The organism is Saccharopolyspora sp. NPDC050389 (assembly GCF_040655595.1).
GTDB lineage: Bacteria > Actinomycetota > Actinomycetes > Mycobacteriales > Pseudonocardiaceae > Saccharopolyspora.
Map to the genome: position 1 here is coordinate 1 of NZ_JBFAKG010000101.1, position 16,819 is coordinate 16,819.

Below are 16,819 nucleotides of genomic sequence, written 5' to 3' on the forward strand. Positions count from 1 at the left end.
GCTGCTCCACGGTCAACGAGCTGGTCCTCAACATGCGACTGCTCCCCGAAGGTCGAAGCTGAATTTCTCAGTCCAACTTCCGGGGAGCAGTTCACCCGGCTGACGGGGCGCCGCTCCACTGTGGACGTCAGCGCGGGATCGCCGTGTGCTTGAACTCGTTGAGATCGGTCCAGCTCAGCAGGTCCACCACGCGTTCGACGGCCTTGATGGACGCCGCCGGGTCCGCGCCCTGCGGAGCGCGGTTCATCAGCCGGACGAACACCGCCTGCTCGCCGAGGACGAAGGTCGGCACGCCCCAAACGCTGTGCGAGGAAACGAACTCCTCGTGCTCGGCACGCACCTGCCCCAGCGCGGAACCGTCGTCGATGCGCGCGAACACGGCGTCGGCGGAAACGTCGTGGTCGGCGAGGACGCGTTCGACCACCGCGCGGTCCTCGAGGTGCAGCCCGGCGTCGTGCCGAGCCTCGAACAGGGCGCGGTGCACGGCCGGGAACCGGTCCGGGAACTCGTCCCGGACCACGACACCGGCTTGCAGGGCGAGGATTCCGCTGTCCTGCTCCGGTTTCTCCCAGACGCTGGGCTGGCCTTCCTCGACGTGCGCCTGGCCGAGGGAGAACGGCAGGTAGCGGACCTGCCAGTCGGCGCCGGCGGCCAGGCCGGTGAGCAGGTGCTCGTGCGCGTTGCGGGCGAACGGGCAGCGGTAGTCCCAGGTGACGGCGAATGCGGAGGTCATCTTCGGGTCAACATCCTTGTCCGGTTGCGGGTCATGGGTAGCAGTAGGAATCCGAGGAGGCGTCGCCGCCCTGCAGGCGCACCTGGTGGACCCGCCGGCCGCGGAATTCCTCGCCGTGCGGGAAGAAGCTCTCGTCGACCGCCAGCCCGCCGCCCGCGTCCGGGTCGGTGTCGAGCTTGGCGAACCACGAGCCCACGCCGTCGGGGTAGAACTGGTCGTCCCACGACCCGTACAGCGAGTTCGTCAGGTAGATGCGCCGGCCGTCGCGGCTGACCTCCACCATCTGCGGCCCGCCTGCCAGCGGCCGGTCCGGCGCGGCCGGGTGCGGGACGCGGCCGGTGATCCCGCCGAGGCGGACCGAGCCGGTCTCGCGGGGCTGCGCCGGATCGCTGACGTCGTACTGCTTCAGCTCGCCGGTGCCCCAGCACGAGACGTACAGGAACCGGTCGTCGACGGACAGGTTGATGTCGGTGACCAGCGGCGGCACCGCGCCGAAGGGCTGCAGCGCGGGCGGTAGCTCCTCGACCGGGGCCGGCTCGGCGGGAATGGTGATCACCTTGTCCGCCTGCCAGTCGCCGTTCTCGCGGTGCCAGCGCCAGACCGACGCCGACAGGTCCTCGGTGCTGACCACCACGCCGGCGAAGCCCCAGGTGGCGCCGGGATCGTGCGACGGCCGCAGCTCCAGCACCATCTGGTGCTGCGCGCCGAGGTCCACGCGCTGCTGGTGGCGGCCCTGCACCAGGTCCCAGAAGTGCAAGGCGTGGCCGTACTCGTTGTTCAGCAGCAGTTCTGGGACGACGCCGTCCTCGATCATCGAGGGCGTGCCCCACTCACTGGTGATCAGGGTGTTCTGGTTGAGGTGCCACCAGGCGTCGTAGGCCAGGTGCTGCGGCCCGCGGTCGGTTTCCCACGCGCGCACGACGTCGAACGTGTCGTGGTCGAGCACCGCGATGCCGCCGGGCCCATCGTCCCCGCCTGCGCCGCCGAGGCAGGACAGGTAGATCCCGTCCGGGCCGCAGTGCAGCGTGTGCGGCCGGGAGTAGCCGGCCTTGGCCGCGAGCTCCTCGGCCGTCACGGTCCGCACCAGTCGCGGCTGCCGCGGGTCCGGGTGGGTGTCGTAGATGTGCACGTTCGACGACCGCAGCCCGGGTAGCAGCAGGTAGCGGCGTTGCAGGCCGTCCGTGTGGTGTCCGGCGTGGGCGAACGCGCTGCTGCACGCGTTCCACCCGAAGTGGTGCAGTTCGTCGCCCCTGGTCGGCAGGTCGGCCCAGCCGACCACCCGGCCGAAGCTCGCCGACCCCGGATCGGTGTCGACGACGGTGAGCGCGTCCGGCTGCTCCCCGGACCGGTCGAACGCGACGACGTAGGCCAGGCGTTCGGCGGGCGCGGCGATGGCGTCGCCCGGGCTGCGGTAGAAGGTGGGATCGAGCTCGTGTTCGGCTGGAGAACTCATCGCGTCCCCTCGACTCCAACGGCTTCGTCACCCAGCGTCTCGGAACGGACGCGGAGCGTCGAGTCCGTCCACATCGTAAGACCGTGCCCGCGCTAAACGGGTTGGTAGGTCAGGCAGTCCACGATGTCCCGCTGGTACCCGACGGAGATGCCGGGCGCCTGGCATTCGAGGTGGTCGTTGTACCGGCAGTCGGCCATCTTGCAGGCCCCGACGTGGCCGATGGCGTTGGGATCGCCGCCGTCGACCGGGCCGCCGACGAACGTGTCGCACTGCGCGTGGGCCGGTTCGCCGATGGTGATGGCCAGGGCGTGGCAGTTGTGGTCGTGGTTGAACGCGCAGTTCTCGGCCGTGCAGTTGTTCACCAGTGGCATTTCCATGATTCTCCCCGGATTCGGTCGGTCACCAAGCGGTTCCCATGATGAACCGCGTGCGACCGCCCGGCAGCAGATCCGGCGGGTGCCCGTCAGCGGGCGGCGGGTCGCCGCTCGCGGAGCAGGAAGCGCTGGATCTTGCCGCTCGGCGTTTTCGGGAGCTGCTCGACGAAGTGCACCGAGCGCGGGTAGGCGTGCGCGGCGAAGCGGCGCTTCACCAGCTGCTGGAGATCCGCGACCAGCGCCTCGTCACCGGCCAGTCCCGCGCGGAGGACGACGTAGGCCTCCAGGACCTCGCCGCGCAGCGCGTCGGGCACGCCGATGACGGCCGCTTCGGCCACCGCGTCGTGGCGCACCAGGACGCTCTCGACGTCGAACGGCCCGATGCGGTAACCGGCCATGATGATCACGTCGTCGTCACGGGAGGAGAAGAAGAAGGAGCCGTCGGCGTCCCTCGTCCCGGCGTCGCCGGTGAGGTACCAGCAGCCATCGGCGGAGAAGCGCTCGGCGGTCTTCTCCGGTGCGGCGGCGTAGCCGGTGAACCACATGAGCGGGCTGTCGGCGACGTTCAACGCGATGCGCCCGGCGGTGCCCGCGGGAGCGGGCTCGTCCCGGTCGTCGTGCAGCACCTCGGCGGACCAGCCAGGCAGCACCCCGCCCATCGAACCGGGCTTGACCGGCTCGCGGACGCCGTCGGCCCACGCGTTGACGATGACCATGCCGTGCTCGGTCTGCCCGTAGTGGTCGCGCACCGCCACGCCCAGCCGTTCCTCGGACTAGGACACGACCTCCGGCGTCAGCGGCTCGCCCGCCGAGGACGCGCGGCGGAGCCGGATTCCGTCGGGCACGCCCGCCGGATCGGTGCGCAGGCTGCGGTAAACCGTTGGCGCGGCGGCGAAGTTGGTGACGCCGAACTCGCGGATGACCTGCCAGGTCAGCGCGGCCGAGAAGCCCGCGTGCAGCAGGATGCTCCGGCGGCCGGCCGCCAGCGGGCCGAGGATCGCGTAGTACAGGCCGTACGCCCAGCCCGGGTCGGCGGCGTTCCAGAACACGTCGTCGGCCCGGACGTCGAGCCCGAACTCCAGGTACGCCTCGAACGAGGCCAGTGCCCTGATCGGCACCGGAACCGCCTTCGGGGTTCCGGTGGTGCCCGAGGTGAACAGCTGGACCAGGACGCCGTCCCCGCCCCGGCGGACCGGCTGCGCGGTCGGCTCGTCGCCGCTGTACCGGCCGAGCAGCTCGGCGAGGGACAGCTCGCCGGTGGCGCCTCCGGCGACGACGATCCGCCACGGCGCGTCGGCGGGGATGTCCTCGCCCGGTTCCAGCTTGGCGCGCTGGTCCTGGTCGACCACGACGACCTTCGCGTCGCTGGCGTTGAGCCGCAGGGCGATGGCGGGCGGAGCGAAGGCGGTGAACAGCGGCACGTGCACGGCACCGCGGCGCCAGATGCCCAGCAGCGCCACGACCAGGTCGGCCGACTTGCCCATCAGCACCGCGACCGCGTCACCCGGCTCGACGCCCAGGTCGGCGAGCGCGGCGGCGAAGCGCGCCGAGTCGCGGCGCAACTCGCCGTAGGTGAGATCCCGGCTGGTCAGGTCCGCTTCGACGACGGTGCACGCCACGGCTTCCGCGGGGTGGCTGTCGCACAGCAGATCCGCCGCGCACGCGTCCGGCGAGTCGAACCGGGCGAGCAGCTCGGCCACCCGTTGCGACGGCGGTGTTGTCCTGGTTGTGGCGCTCGGCTCGATGCTCACGAAGGCCCCTTCCCGCCGCGCGCTCCTTTGCCGCGGCGTTGCCGGGAGTTATGCTCCGCGCCACACATCAGTCGGCGATACCCCCGGAAAGGGGTGAAGGGTTCGTGTACTTGCGCCCGGATGACGGCGACGCCTTCCGGCAGGCCGTGCGGGTGGTGCGGCAGCGGGCCGACGTGCCGGTGGCCTTCGGCGGGCAGGTCTCGGAGGGTTCCCTGCATCTCTCGGAGCTAGTCGGCGTCCGCACGGCCGCGCTGAAGAACCTCCAGGTGCGCGCCGAAGCGGGCCTGGGCGGCCAGGTCATGACGTCCCGGCGCCCGGGCAAGGTGAGCGACTACAGATCCGCGCTGACGATCAGCCACGACTACGACGTGCCCGTGCTCGCCGAAGGCATCTGCTCGGTGGCCGCCGCGCCGGTGACGGTGCGCGGTTGCGTTCGCGGGGTGATCTACGGCGCCGCGCGCGGTGTTGTCCCGCTCGGCGACCGGATGATCGACACCATGGTCGACGCGACCCGGCGGCTGGCCGGCGAGCTCGCCGTCCGCGACGAGGTCGACCGGCGACTGCAGCTGCTGGACGCGGTGGACGCCGATCGCACGGCGCTTCGCGACAGCGTGGCGATCGAGGAAGTTCGCGAGCTGCACGCCGAGTTCCGCGCCATCGCCCAAGGACTCGACGACACGGCCCTGCGCGACCGGCTGCACCGGGCGTGCGAGCGGCTGGCGCACCTCAGCGATTCCAAGGACGTCGGCGATCCGCCCGCGCTGTCGCCGCGCGAGCTGGACGTGCTCTCGCAGATCGCGCTCGGCTGCAGCAACGCGGAAACCGCGCGGAGGCTCTCGCTGCAACCGGAAACCGTCAAGGCATATCTGCGCAGCGCCATGCGCAAGCTGGACGTGCACACCCGGCATGAGGCCGTCGTCGCCGCCCGGCGCCGCGGCGCGCTGCCCTGATTCCCTTGCGTCACCGGGAAATGATTGCGCCACCGCCGTTGTGGGTACCTCGCACGTGATGCGTGTGCCCGCACGGCGAGAGGGATTGCGATGTGCCGGTTGTTCGGGTTGTCGGCCGCGCCGCGGCGCGTGCACGCCACGTTCTGGTTGCTGGAAGCGCCGGACAGCCTGGCGCGGCAAAGCCGCCGGGAACCGGATGGAACGGGGCTCGGCATCTTCACCTCCGACGGTGAGCCGGAGATCGACAAGCGCCCGCTGGCCGCCTACGAGGACCGGGCGTTCGCCGAAGAGGCCAAGCACTGCAGTTCGGTCACGTTCGTCGCGCACATCCGCTACGCCTCGACCGGCGCGCTGGAGCGGCGCAACACCCATCCCTTCCAGCAGCACGGCCGGTTGTTCGCGCACAACGGCGTGATCGCCGACCTCCCGGCGCTGGACGCCGAACTCGGCGACTACCGCGGGCTGGTCGCGGGCGAGACGGACTCCGAGCGCTTCTTCGCGCTGATCACCAAGCACATCGCCGCCCACGGCGGTGCCGTCGGGCCCGGGATCGCGGCCGCAGCGCGGTGGGTCGCGGACTCGCTCCCGGTGTACGCACTCAACCTGGTGCTGACCACGCCGACCGAGCTGTGGGCGCTCCGCTACCCCGACACCCACGAGCTGCACGTGCTGCAGCGCGCGGCGGGCGGGCCGCGCGGAAACCGGTATCTGGACCACGCGAGCTCCGCCGGGCGCATCCGCACCCGCAGCGGCCAGCTGGCCGAGGTCCCGGCGGTGGTGGTGGCCAGCGAGCGGATGGACGAGGATCCCGGCTGGCAGGAGATGCGGCCCGGCGAGCTGCTGCACGTCGACCGCGATCTCTCGGTCACCCGGCGGATCGTCCTCGACCAGCCGCCGCGCCGCCCGTTGTCGCTCGCCGATCTCGATGCGCACGCCGCAGCGTCGCAAACCTGACTCGGCTCCGGCTAGCGCAAAACAGGCGTCTCCGAGCCGACGAGGCCGATGGCCTCATCGACCGTGGTGGCGTAGGTGAACCGGTCGGCGACGTCGAGCATCTCCAGCAGGCGGTCGACGATCCTGTTCTGGGAGATCAGAACCAGGTGCGCCCGGTGCATCAGGGCGCGGTGCGCGGCCTCCAGCAACACCACTGCGCCGTGGGTGGACAGGAAGGACAGCCCGGAGAGGTCCAGGACGGCGGTGCCGGTGGCGGCCGAGAGGTGCGTGCGCAGCGCTTCGGCGAAGTGGGTGGCGCTGTTCATGTCCAGGATTCCGGCCGTTTCGAGGACGACGACGCCGGGAGCGGGGCTCGTGGTGCGCAGCCGCAGCGCTCCGGGCGCGTTCTTTTCGGCGCCGCGTTCGGTGCGCGGGGCGGGGACGAAGGACATGTGCGGCCTCCCCAGTGCTCGGGATTCGGGCGGTGACCGTGCCGCGGAGAACCTCGGCGGGCCGTCTCCCACGCTACGTCCGAACCCGAGATCACCAGGCAAAATGACCTTTCGAGCGCATCACAGCACGAAGGGTGTTCGCCCCTCGGCCGCGTCCCACGATCGAGCGACAGCGGCCGTCACGGTCAGCTCGCCGGGCTTCGCCGGGTGCGGCGCGTCGGCGTCGCCGTGGCCGGGTCCTCCGGCCACGGGTGCTTCGGGTAGCGCCCGCGGAGTTCCGCGCGGACCTGCCGGTAGCCGTTGCGCCAGAACGAATCGAGATCGGCCGTGACCGCGGCCGGGCGTCCGGCCGGCGAGAGCAGGTGCAGCACCACCGGCACCCGGCCGTCGGCGATGCGCGGCACGTCCTGCCAACCGAAGGCCTCCTGCAGCTTCACCGGCAGGGCGGGCCGGTCGCCCTGGTAGTCCACCTTGATCCGGGAACCGGACGGGACCTCGATCCGGTCCGGCGCGAGCTCGTCCAGGCGCCCCGCCGCCGACCACGGGATCAGCCGCCGCAGCGCAGCGCCCGCCGGGAACCGGAGATCGGCTCGGCGCCGGGCAGCCGAGAGCTCCGGCTCCAGCCACTGGTCCACTATGGACAGCAGGGTCTCTTCGTCGGTGGCGGGCCAGGGATCGCCAAGAGCGGCGCGCAGGAAGCCGAGCCGCTGCCGCAGTCGCCGCGCATCTTCGTTCCAGGACAGCAACTCCAGTCCCTCGGCGCGCAGGCCGGCCAGCAGCGCCTGCCGGACCTCGGCGGCGTCCGGATCGCGGATCTGCCGCCGGCTCAGGGTGATCGCGCCGAGCCGCTCGACGCGGACCGCCCGCACATCGCCGTCGTCCCAGCCGATCTCGTCGCTGGTGGTCACCAGCGCGGGCGCCGCGCTGCGGGCCAGCGCCTCGTCCGCGGGCGCGGCCAGGCGAACGACGCCGGAGGCGCTTCCCGGAGCCCGGTCGGCGACGGCCACCGCGAGCCATTCCGATTCGCGCAACCCGGAGTTGCCGGGCAACTCCACGGCCGTCCCGGAAGCCATCAGGTACACCGCGGAACCGGAGTCCCGGCGCCGTGCCAGCCGCTCGGGTTGCGCCAGCGCGACGACCAGCGCCGCATCGTCGCGTGCGGAGGTTCCGGGATGCGACTGCACCGAGCCGCGCAGCCTGCGGACCTCGCGACGCCACCGGTCGCTGCCCGGCGCGCCCCGGCGCAATCGGGAAAGCGCGGCGGTCACGTCGACCTCGCTGGTCAGGGCATCGTTGTCGAGCAGGGCGACGACCTCGGTGGCGATGTCGGTGCCGGCGAGTTCGCGGCCGTCGAGCAGGGCCCGGGCCAGCCTCGGGTGCAGGCCGAGCTCGGCCATCCGGCGTCCCCTGGCCGTGACCGCGTCGGCGTCCAGCGCGCCGAGCCCGCGCAGCACCTCGCGCCCCGCGGCCAGCGCACCGGCCGGCGGCTCGTCCCACCACGTGAGCGCCGACCCGTCCGGCGTTCCCCAGCACGCCAGCTCCAGGGCGAGCCGGGTCAGATCGGCCGTCCGGATCTCCGGTTCCGGGTAGGCGGGCAACGTGCTGTGCTCGTGCTCCGGCCAGCACCGGTACACCACGCCGGGCCCCTGCCGCCCGGCGCGCCCCGCCCGCTGGTCGGCGACCGCCGCCGACACCCGGACCGTGGCCAGCCCGGCCAGGCCGCGCCGGTTGTCCACCCGCGACACCCGGGAGAGACCCGAGTCGACGACGGCGCGCACCCCGGGCACGGTCAGGCTCGACTCCGCGACCGCCGTCGCCAGCACCACCCGGCGCCGATCCCCCACCCGCAGCGCCGAATCCTGCTGCGCGTGCGGAAGCCGGCCGTGCAGCGGCAAAACGTCCACATCGGACTCGCCGAGCTGGTTCGCGACGCGGCGGATCTCGCCGGCGCCAGGCAGGAACGCCAGCACGTCGCCGTCCTGTTCGGCGAGCGCGGTGCGCACCGCCCGCGCCACGCACGACTCGATCCGCTCCCCACGCGCCGGCGGCAGATACGCGGTCCGGACCGGATGGGTTCGCGCACGTGCCTCCAGCACGGGGGCGGCGCCGAGCAGTTCCGCGGCTCGACCGGCCGCCACCGTGGCCGACGTCGCCAGCACCCGCAGGTCCGGCCGCAGCCCCTCGCGCGCGTCCAGCAGCAACGCCAGCAGGAGGTCCGCGTCCAGGTGCCGCTCGTGGCATTCGTCGAGCATCACCACGTCGACACCGGCCAGCTCTGGATCCGATTGCAGCCGCCGCACCAGCAGGCCGGAGGTCACCACCTCGACGACAGTCTCCGCACCGCGACGGCGCTCGCCCCGCACCGAATAACCCACGCGCTGCCCGACCTTCTCGCCGAGCAGGCTCGCCATGCGTTCCGCAGCGGCCCGGGTGGCCAGTCGCCGCGGCTCCGCCACCACGACTCGAAAACCCTGCTCCGCCAACGCCAACGGCACGAGCGTTGTCTTACCGGTGCCGGGCGGTGCCACCAGCACCGCCGTGCCGTGCTCCGCGAGAGCACGGGTGACGTCGTCGAGCACGGCACGCACGGGAAGATCGGGGAATTCGAGCATAACGGCCCCATCTTGCCATCCCGGCTCCGCCGTTCGATTGACGCACGGAAGTTCGGCGGATACGTTGCCGGGAAACCACCGCTGCGGAACGGAAACGCGCACATTGGGACGACTCGCGGACAAGGACGGTGCCGCCCGGAGGCAGCGGCAGCTCGCCAGCGCGCCGAACGCGGCGGACTTCTCGGAGGCGCTGGCCCGGGGCCTGGCGGTCATGGCGGCCTTCGACGGCGAGAACCGGCGGCTGACGCAGGCCGACCTGGCCCGCAAGCTCGATCTGTCCCGCGCGACGGTGCGCCGCGCCGTCCTGACCCTCGAGCACCTCGGCTACGTACGCGCCGAGGGCCGTGCGTACGAACTCAGCCCGCGGATCCTGCGGCTGGCCGCCGGATACCTGACCTCCAACGTCACCGGCGCGGTCATGCAACCGGTGTGCGACCGGATCTGCGCGCAACTCCAGGAGGCGTGCTCCGTCGCCGTGCTCGACGGAGCGGACGCCGTGGTGATCGCCCGCGCGGTGCCGAACCAGCTGATCCAGGTAGGCAGCGGGATCGGCTACCGGACTCCGGCGAACATCTCCTCCCTCGGCAAGGTTCTTCTCGCGCACCTGCCGCCTACCGAGCGCCCCGACGCGCTCGACGTGGCCGAGGCCCGGGCTGATGCGCTCGACAGCATCGAGCGCGACGGCTACTGCTACGTCGCGAACGACGTGGAGCCGGGTGCCCATTCGATCGCCGTGCCCCTGCGCCGCTGGGACGGACGGGTGATCGCCGCCCTGCACGTCGGATGCAACATCGAGCGGATCTCGCCCGAGACCATGCACGGCGATGTCCTGGCGCTGCTGCGGGAAGCGGCCGACGAACTCCACAGCCAGCTGATCTGACCGTCAGCCGAGGCGGTCGGCCATGAGTTCGCCCGCCATGATCGCCGCGAGGTTCGTGTTCGCTCGCGGAACCGTCGGGAAGATCGACGCGTCGACCACGCGGAGCCCCTCCAGGCCCAGCACCCGGCAGTCGGAATCGACGACCGTCGCCGGATCCGACGGGCTTCCCATGCGGCACGTGCTGGTCGCGTGCTGCGCGTCAGCCGCCGTCGCGAGCAGGTAGTCGTCCAGTTCCGCGTCGTCATCGACGGCCGCGAGCAGCGTCGCGTTGAGCCGGTCCGGCGAGAACGCGGTGATCGGCACGACCTCGTCGCCGCGCACCAGCTCGACCAGGTGGCGAATGCCGCTGCGCAGCCGGGAGATATCCCGCTCGTCGGAGAGCATCCGTTCGCACACCTCCGGCTGCGCCGTCGGGTCGGTCGAGGTCAGGCCGACCGATCCCCGCGAGTAGACCTGGTTGCCCCACACGCCGAAGGAGCCCGCCCCGAAGCGGACGTCGGCGACCTCCATCGCGAGCACACTCTGGTTGGCCGCGATGACCAGCATGTCGTCGGCCTGGGCCGCCGGATCGTCGCTGGTGTAGCGGATGCAGACGTTCGTGTGCCGGTCGTCGGGCGTGCGCACCGCCGATTCCTCGTTCAGCGGGATGCCGACGAAGACCACCGGGTGATCCTGCAGGCCCCGGCCGACCGGCAGGTCCCGCAGCACGTCGATGCCCAGCGAACGCAGGTGGGCGGCCGGGCCGATGCCGGATCGCAGCAGGATCGCCGGCGTGTGGATCGCGCCGGCGCTCAGCACGACGAGGTCCGCGTACTCGCGGCTCATCCTGCCGTCGGCGAGGACCTGCACGCCGACGGCCCGCCCGCCGGACACGATGACCTGGTCGACCAAGGCGTCGCCGCGGATCGTGAGGCCGGGCAGCGCCCTGGCCGGTTCGAGGTAGGCGTCGTTCGTGGACACCCGGCGGCCGAGCCGCGAGTTGATCGGATACGGCGAAATCCCCGTCGCGCCAGGGGCGTTCACATCGGCTGCCCAGCCGTGCCCCGCCGCCAGCGCGGCCCGGCGCAGCGCTGCATCCACCGCGCCCCACTCCGCCTCGGGCGTCCGGTAGATCGGGATCGGGCCGCCGCGCCCGTGGTACGGGGCGTCGCCGAACTCCTCGTCGTCCTCCAGCTTCGCGAAGTAGGGCAACACGTCCTGGGGAGCCCAGCCCTCGCATCCCGCGCGGGCCCAGTCCTCGAAGTCCGCCATCGGCGGGCGGATCGCGATCTGCCCGTTGATCGCCGAACTGCCGCCGACCCCGCGGCCGCGCCAGAACGGCGCCGGAGCCTGCTTCTCGGTCCGCGACGCGTTGAGCTCCTGCCACACGAGGTGCCGACCGGCGTCGGGATCCAGCAGCGCGCGCATCGGATTCGGCGACCGCCACACCTCCGGCATCTCGGCGGAACGGTAGTCCGGGCCGGCCTCCAGGAGCAGCACCCGCCTCCCCTGCTCCGCGGCCCTGGCCGCGAGGGCGGACCCCGAGGAACCGGCCCCGACCACGATCAGATCCCAGCCGTGCTCAGCCACCACGCCTCCAAAAGTTCGATTACCGCACACATGTGCGCCTTTTCGGCGACGCAACGGTACGACCACCCGGCCGGACGCCGCAACGGATTTCCTCGCCGGTGTCCGCTGATCACGCTGCCCGTGCGTGTTTTGCGTTGCTATGGCAGCACAAAACACGCACGGACTACCCACCTGCGGAAACGTTCCCCCCTGAGCCGCCCCCTGCCCGCGTCAGGGCTTGCGCAGCACTCCGCCGGGGTACGCGTCTGCCACGGGATGCCGACGGCGTCGATCTGCGCGCTCATCCGGGCGCCTTCGGCCGGGTCGTCGTGGACCACTTGGGAGAACCGGGTGATCTTGGTCCCCCCCTTTCGCTACACCGTCCCGGGGCCGGCCTGGCGGGAAACCGGGTCGCGGCGCGCAGCCGGGCGGGTCAACCAGCGGACGCCGACGAAGACGACGGCAGCGAGCAGCAGGTAGGCAGGCACGAGGAGCAGGGCATCGGGCGTGGCCATCTCGGCCGACCAGCCCGCGTCCCGGGTTTCGCCGTCCAGGACGATTCGCTGCACGGTGAGGAACGTCAGGTGGGTCGCGATGCTCGTCCACAGTGAACCGGTGGCGCCGCGCGCGGCGATCAGCGCGATGCCGAAAACGGTGAGCAGGATCAGGTAGGACACCGGGTCTTGACCTGCGGGTGCCAGGCCGATGGCGCCGGGCGATCCGCCGGCCAGCACCTCGATACCCGCCGAGACCAGGAAGGACATCGCGGGGGTGGCGAGGAACATCGCCGTGGTCCCGACCGCGGCCGCCCACCGCCCGAACCTCGACCGCAGGGTGCTCCAGGCGTGCCCGCGCAGCGCCAGCTCCTCCGGAAAGGCCTCCAGCAGGAACGCGATGATCGCGTTGGTGACGAGGAAGGCCGCCAGGCTCCCGGGATCCAAGGCGTTCCACCGCAGCCAGCCCGCGGCGGTCCCGGCGCCGAACACGACGGCGGCGCTGGCCGCCGTCACGACACATCCGAGCAGGAAGCCCCGGAGTCCGCGCAGGCCCGCCGTCAGCCCCAACCCGCGCAGCCCGCCGCGGCGTCGCCACAGCACGACGATGAGCGGTACGGCGATCAAGCTGGTCAGCACCGCCGGCACGAGGCGAACCGCGAACCCGTCGTCGCCGGCCACCGGCGCCACCGCCGTCGCGATACCCAGAGCCAGTGCCATCGTGATCGGGCCGAGAGCGGCGCGCCCGAGCACCGTGAGTGCGCCAGGATGGTGCACGATCATGTCTCCTTCCGTCCTTTCGGTTTCTGCTGCGATGTCTTGGGAAAGAGCAGGTCCAGGTGGGCCTCGACGCGCGGGGCGAGGAAGCCTTCGCGCTCGGGCTCGTCGAGGACCAGCGACTGCACGACGAGCCCGTCGACGACCGCGAGCAGCCCGGCCGCCGCCGTCACCGGGTCGACGGCCGGGCTGAGCTCACCGCGCTGCCCCGCGCGCCGGAGGATCCACGCGAACGCCCCGCGGAGCTCTTCGTCCACCTCCGCCGCGAAGCTCGTGAGCGACGGGCGCGTGGTCGCCTCGGCGGAGAACGCCAGCCACACGCGAGCGTCGCGGCTGAGGCGCTCGTCGATCGGCAACCAGAGGTCGATCAGCGCGCGCAGTACGGAGCGGGCGGGGCCGTCGACGTCCACCGAGCCCGCACGTTCTTCCAGATCGCGGCAGATGTGGCGGAACGCCTCGACGATGAGCTGATCCTTGCTCCGGAAGTAGTACTGGACCTGCGCGAGGGAAACGCCCGCCGCGGTGGCCACGGCGCGCATGCTGACGGCCGGAATCCCGCCCCCGTCGATCAGGTCGAGCACCGCGCCGATCAGGTGCGCCCGCCGTTCGGCGGCCCGGTCCCCGGAAGTCACTCCCGCCGGCCGCGCGCCGACCGGCCGATCATCATGGCCGCGCCCACCACGATCTCGATGGCCCCCACCACGAGCAGGACGACGCCGACCTTGCTCGGCGAGACGACCGGCAGCTCGATCCCGCCCGTCGTTGCCCACAGCACGGCACCGATCAGCGCCAGAACCACGCCGCTGACGAGGGTCTTGCGCGCGGCACGAGCGCCGCTTTCGATCTTCTCAACATTACCCATACGATCGTATGGTACAGACGTACTGTACGACCGTATAGGACACCCCGCGCAGGCCTTTCGATCGATTGCGGGAGGCCGCCCGCGAAGATCCGGGCGCCTAGCACGACGCAGGACCCGACGGCAAATCGCGCCCCGAAAATCCAGATCATGAAACGGTGTCACGTCCCTCGGCCGGCTGCTGCATGGTGGCGTCCGAAGGGCGCGCACGCATCGGATTCCCGCGCGCCGACACCGTGAAAGGCAAGACATGTCCGAGAACGACAACGCCCCCGAGAACAGCGATCTCGGGCTACCGGAGAAGCCCAAGCAGAAGCGACGGGGCGTCCTGCTGGGCCTGGCCGCGCTGGTGGTGATCGCCGTCGTCGCGGTGGTCGTCGTGGCGCAGGGCGGCTCGACCGACACCGCGGCCGGCCGCACCAAGGTGCGCATCGGCGTCACCGACGCCAGCAAGACGTACTGGAAGACCTACAAGGAACTCGCCGCAGCGCAGGGCATCGACCTCGAGACGGTCAACTTCAGCGACTACCACCAGGCCAACCCGGCGCTGTCGCAGAAGCAGATCGACGTGAACCTCTTCCAGCACCTGCTCTTCCTCGCCAACTACAACGCGTCCAATTCGGACACTCTCACGCCGATCGGCTCGACCTACGTCGTGCCGCTGAGCCTGTACTCCCGCAAGCACACCAACCTCGCCGACGTCCCGCAGGGCGGCACCGTGGCGATCCCGAACGACCCCACCAACCAGGCGCGGGCACTGCTGGTGCTCCAGCAGGCCGGGCTGATCAAGCTCAAGGACGGCGGGAACGTGCTCGCCACCCCGGCCGACATCGACGCCGCCGCCTCGAAGGTGACCGTCACCGCGGTCGACGCCGCGCAGACCGTCGCGTCGCTGCCGTCGGTGGACGCGGCGATCATCAACAACAACTTCGCCCTCGACGCGAACCTCGACCCGAGCAAGGCGCTGTTCGGCGACGACCCCAACAGCCCGGCGGCCGCGCCCTACATCAACGCGTTCGTCGTCCGCGCCGAAGACCGGAACAACCCGACCTACCACAAGCTCGTCGAGATCTACCGGGACAAGCGCGTCTCCGGGCAGGCAGAGGCCGACTCGAAGGGCACGTCGGTGCTCGTCGACCGCCCGCAGGCCGAGCTGGAAGGCATCCTGGCCGACCTCACCCAGACCGTGAAGGCCGCCAAGTGAGCGCAGGGTCCCCGCTCATCGAGTTCCACAACGTCGGCAAGACATTCGGTTCCGGTGACCGCGCGGTCACCGCGCTGGCGGACGTCGACCTGACCATCGAGGCCGGCGAGGTGTTCGCGATCATCGGCTACTCCGGGGCGGGCAAGAGCACCCTGGTCCGGTTGATCAACGCGCTGGAGCCGGTCAGCACCGGCCGGGTCGTCGTCGGCGGCACCGACATCACCGGCCTGCCCGAGCGGCGGCTGCGCGAGGTCCGGCTCGGCATCGGCATGATCTTCCAGCAGTTCAACCTGCTCCGCTCGCGCACCGTGTTCGGCAACGTGGCCTACCCGCTGAAGATCGCGGGCTGGGACAAGCAGCGCGAGGAGCGGGTCGCGGAGCTGCTGCGGTTCGTCGGCATCGCCGAAAAGGCCTGGCACTACCCCGACCAGCTCTCCGGCGGGCAGAAGCAGCGGGTCGGCATCGCCCGGGCGCTGGCGACCAACCCGAAGATCCTGCTCGCCGACGAGTCCACCAGCGCGCTCGACCCGGAGACCACCGGCGAGGTGTTGCGGCTGCTCAAGCGCGTCAACACCGAGCTCGGGGTGACCATCGTGGTGATCACCCACGAGATGGAGGTGGTCCGGGAGATCGCGGACCGGGTCGCGGTGCTCGACGCCGGGCGCGTCGTCGAGCAGGGCAGCGTGGTGGACGTGTTCTCCGCGCCCAAGACCGCGATCACCCGCCGGTTCGTGGAGACCGTGCTGCACGACCAGCCCGACGGCGAGAACCTGGCCCGGCTGCGCGCCCGGCACGACGGCCGGCTGGTGACCGCGAGCATCCGCGACGACCGGCGGATCGGCGAGGTGCTGTCCAACGCGCTCGGCCGGCACGGCGTCCGGTTCGAGATCGTCTACGGCGGGATCAAGGAGCTCGGCGGCGAGTCACTGGGCCGGCTGACGTTGGAGCTCAACGGCGCGGCCGACGGCGTCGACGCGCTGATCGCCGAGCTCCGCGAGATCACCGAGGTACAGGAGCTGGTGGCGTGAACATCGACTGGGCGACGATCGGGCCGGTGCTGCTCACCTCGATCGGCCAGACCGTCTGGATGGTGCTGGCGACGATGCTGATCGGCGGCTTCCTCGGCCTGGTGCTCGGCATCCTGCTCTACACCACGCGGCAGGGCGGGATCCTCGCCAACCGCTTCGTGTTCGTGGTGCTGAACGTGCTGGTGAACATCATCAGGCCGATCCCGTTCATCATCTTCATCACGGCGATCGGCCCGCTGACGATCCAGGTGGTCGGCACCACGCTGGGCACCACCGCCGCCACGTTCGCGCTGACCGTCGCGGCCACGTTCGGCATCTCGCGGATCGTCGAGCAGAACCTGGTGACCATCGATCCCGGGGTCATCGAGGCGGCCCGCGCGATGGGGGCGAGCCCGCTGCGGATCATCGTGGGCCTGCTGGTACCGGAGGCGCTCGGGCCGCTGATCCTCGGCTACACCTTCGTGTTCGTCGCGGTCGTCGACATGACGGCCGTCGCGGGCGCGGTCGGCGGCGGCGGGCTCGGGGACTTCGCCATCACCTACGGCTACCAGCGCTTCGAGTGGGGCATCACCGCGATCGCGGTGCTGATCATCATCGTGCTGGTGCAGGCGGCCCAATACCTGGGCAACCTGCTGTCCCGCAAGGCGCTGCGCGGCTGAGCCTCGTGAGTGTTCGTTCCGGTAAGTACACCAAGTGGGACTCCAGCCCGGATGCCAAGGCGCTGTTCGCGGCGATGGACCAGGCGCTGCGGGAGCCGGACCCGGCCCGGCG

17 protein-coding genes are annotated in these 16,819 nt (G+C 71.4%); 6 read left to right on the forward strand and 11 right to left on the reverse strand.

The window, feature by feature from the left end:
- Positions 1 to 127 precede the first annotated feature (127 nt).
- The 5 genes from AB0I53_RS41100 to AB0I53_RS41120 all read right to left on the reverse strand — a co-directional run bounded on the left by AB0I53_RS41100 (position 128) and on the right by AB0I53_RS41120 (position 4,311).
- On the reverse strand, positions 128 to 733 hold the full coding sequence (locus AB0I53_RS41100; RefSeq protein WP_358614489.1) for a DsbA family protein: 606 nt from the start codon (positions 731 to 733) through the stop codon (positions 128 to 130).
- Between the two features lie 31 nt (positions 734 to 764).
- Positions 765 to 2,186 carry a selenium-binding protein SBP56-related protein gene (locus tag AB0I53_RS41105; protein ID WP_358614491.1) on the reverse strand — a complete coding sequence of 474 codons (1,422 nt, stop codon included), beginning with the start codon at positions 2,184 to 2,186 and terminating at the stop codon, positions 765 to 767.
- Between the two features lie 92 nt (positions 2,187 to 2,278).
- A complete protein-coding gene (locus AB0I53_RS41110) occupies positions 2,279 to 2,563 on the reverse strand; it encodes a DUF1540 domain-containing protein (RefSeq protein ID WP_358614493.1) in 285 nt (94 codons plus the stop codon).
- Between the two features lie 86 nt (positions 2,564 to 2,649).
- A complete protein-coding gene (locus AB0I53_RS41115; RefSeq protein ID WP_358614495.1) occupies positions 2,650 to 3,315 on the reverse strand; it encodes a hypothetical protein in 666 nt (221 codons plus the stop codon).
- 18 nt (positions 3,316 to 3,333) lie between these two features.
- Positions 3,334 to 4,311, reverse strand: coding sequence for an AMP-binding protein (locus AB0I53_RS41120; protein ID WP_358614497.1), 978 nt, complete (start codon positions 4,309 to 4,311; stop codon positions 3,334 to 3,336).
- 104 nt (positions 4,312 to 4,415) lie between these two features.
- Here AB0I53_RS41120 and AB0I53_RS41125 point away from each other — a divergent pair, with 104 nt between their 5' ends.
- Positions 4,416 to 5,261, forward strand: a complete 846-nt coding sequence (locus AB0I53_RS41125) for a LuxR C-terminal-related transcriptional regulator (protein WP_358614499.1) — start codon at positions 4,416 to 4,418, stop codon at positions 5,259 to 5,261.
- 90 nt (positions 5,262 to 5,351) lie between these two features.
- Positions 5,352 to 6,215: a class II glutamine amidotransferase gene (locus tag AB0I53_RS41130; RefSeq protein ID WP_358614501.1), complete on the forward strand. Its 864-nt coding sequence runs from the start codon at positions 5,352 to 5,354 to the stop codon at positions 6,213 to 6,215.
- An 11-nt stretch (positions 6,216 to 6,226) separates the two neighbouring features.
- On the opposite strand, the gene AB0I53_RS41135 is transcribed toward AB0I53_RS41130, so the two are convergent.
- Positions 6,227 to 6,646, reverse strand: coding sequence for an STAS domain-containing protein (locus AB0I53_RS41135; protein WP_358614503.1), 420 nt, complete (start codon positions 6,644 to 6,646; stop codon positions 6,227 to 6,229).
- Between the two features lie 185 nt (positions 6,647 to 6,831).
- Positions 6,832 to 9,258, reverse strand: a complete 2,427-nt coding sequence (hrpB, locus tag AB0I53_RS41140; RefSeq protein WP_358614505.1) for an ATP-dependent helicase HrpB — start codon at positions 9,256 to 9,258, stop codon at positions 6,832 to 6,834.
- A 103-nt stretch (positions 9,259 to 9,361) separates the two neighbouring features.
- Here hrpB and AB0I53_RS41145 point away from each other — a divergent pair, with 103 nt between their 5' ends.
- Positions 9,362 to 10,138 (forward strand): IclR family transcriptional regulator C-terminal domain-containing protein, encoded by a 777-nt coding sequence (locus AB0I53_RS41145; protein WP_358614507.1) that lies wholly within the window; start codon positions 9,362 to 9,364, stop codon positions 10,136 to 10,138.
- 3 nt (positions 10,139 to 10,141) lie between these two features.
- Here the strand turns inward: AB0I53_RS41145 and AB0I53_RS41150 are convergent, their stop codons facing one another.
- From AB0I53_RS41150 to AB0I53_RS41165, 4 genes are all read right to left on the reverse strand, one after another.
- Positions 10,142 to 11,707, reverse strand: coding sequence for a GMC family oxidoreductase N-terminal domain-containing protein (locus tag AB0I53_RS41150; RefSeq protein WP_358614509.1), 1,566 nt, complete (start codon positions 11,705 to 11,707; stop codon positions 10,142 to 10,144).
- Between the two features lie 353 nt (positions 11,708 to 12,060).
- On the reverse strand, positions 12,061 to 12,963 hold the full coding sequence (locus tag AB0I53_RS41155; protein WP_358614511.1) for a CPBP family glutamic-type intramembrane protease: 903 nt from the start codon (positions 12,961 to 12,963) through the stop codon (positions 12,061 to 12,063).
- Positions 12,960 to 13,589, reverse strand: a complete 630-nt coding sequence (locus AB0I53_RS41160; protein WP_358614513.1) for a TetR family transcriptional regulator C-terminal domain-containing protein — start codon at positions 13,587 to 13,589, stop codon at positions 12,960 to 12,962. The genes AB0I53_RS41155 and AB0I53_RS41160 overlap by 4 nt, the downstream gene beginning before the upstream one ends.
- Positions 13,586 to 13,819 carry a DUF5708 family protein gene (locus tag AB0I53_RS41165; protein WP_358614515.1) on the reverse strand — a complete coding sequence of 78 codons (234 nt, stop codon included), beginning with the start codon at positions 13,817 to 13,819 and terminating at the stop codon, positions 13,586 to 13,588. Before AB0I53_RS41165 ends, AB0I53_RS41160 begins: the two co-directional genes overlap by 4 nt.
- A 247-nt stretch (positions 13,820 to 14,066) precedes the next feature.
- Here AB0I53_RS41165 and AB0I53_RS41170 point away from each other — a divergent pair, with 247 nt between their 5' ends.
- The 3 genes from AB0I53_RS41170 to AB0I53_RS41180 are packed head-to-tail and all read left to right on the forward strand — an operon-like array spanning position 14,067 to position 16,707.
- Positions 14,067 to 15,020 carry a MetQ/NlpA family ABC transporter substrate-binding protein gene (locus AB0I53_RS41170; RefSeq protein WP_358614517.1) on the forward strand — a complete coding sequence of 318 codons (954 nt, stop codon included), beginning with the start codon at positions 14,067 to 14,069 and terminating at the stop codon, positions 15,018 to 15,020.
- Positions 15,017 to 16,048, forward strand: a complete 1,032-nt coding sequence (locus tag AB0I53_RS41175; RefSeq protein WP_358614519.1) for a methionine ABC transporter ATP-binding protein — start codon at positions 15,017 to 15,019, stop codon at positions 16,046 to 16,048. The genes AB0I53_RS41170 and AB0I53_RS41175 overlap by 4 nt, the downstream gene beginning before the upstream one ends.
- Positions 16,045 to 16,707 carry an ABC transporter permease subunit gene (locus AB0I53_RS41180; protein ID WP_358614521.1) on the forward strand — a complete coding sequence of 221 codons (663 nt, stop codon included), beginning with the start codon at positions 16,045 to 16,047 and terminating at the stop codon, positions 16,705 to 16,707. Before AB0I53_RS41175 ends, AB0I53_RS41180 begins: the two co-directional genes overlap by 4 nt.
- Positions 16,708 to 16,819: the final 112 nt, after the last annotated feature.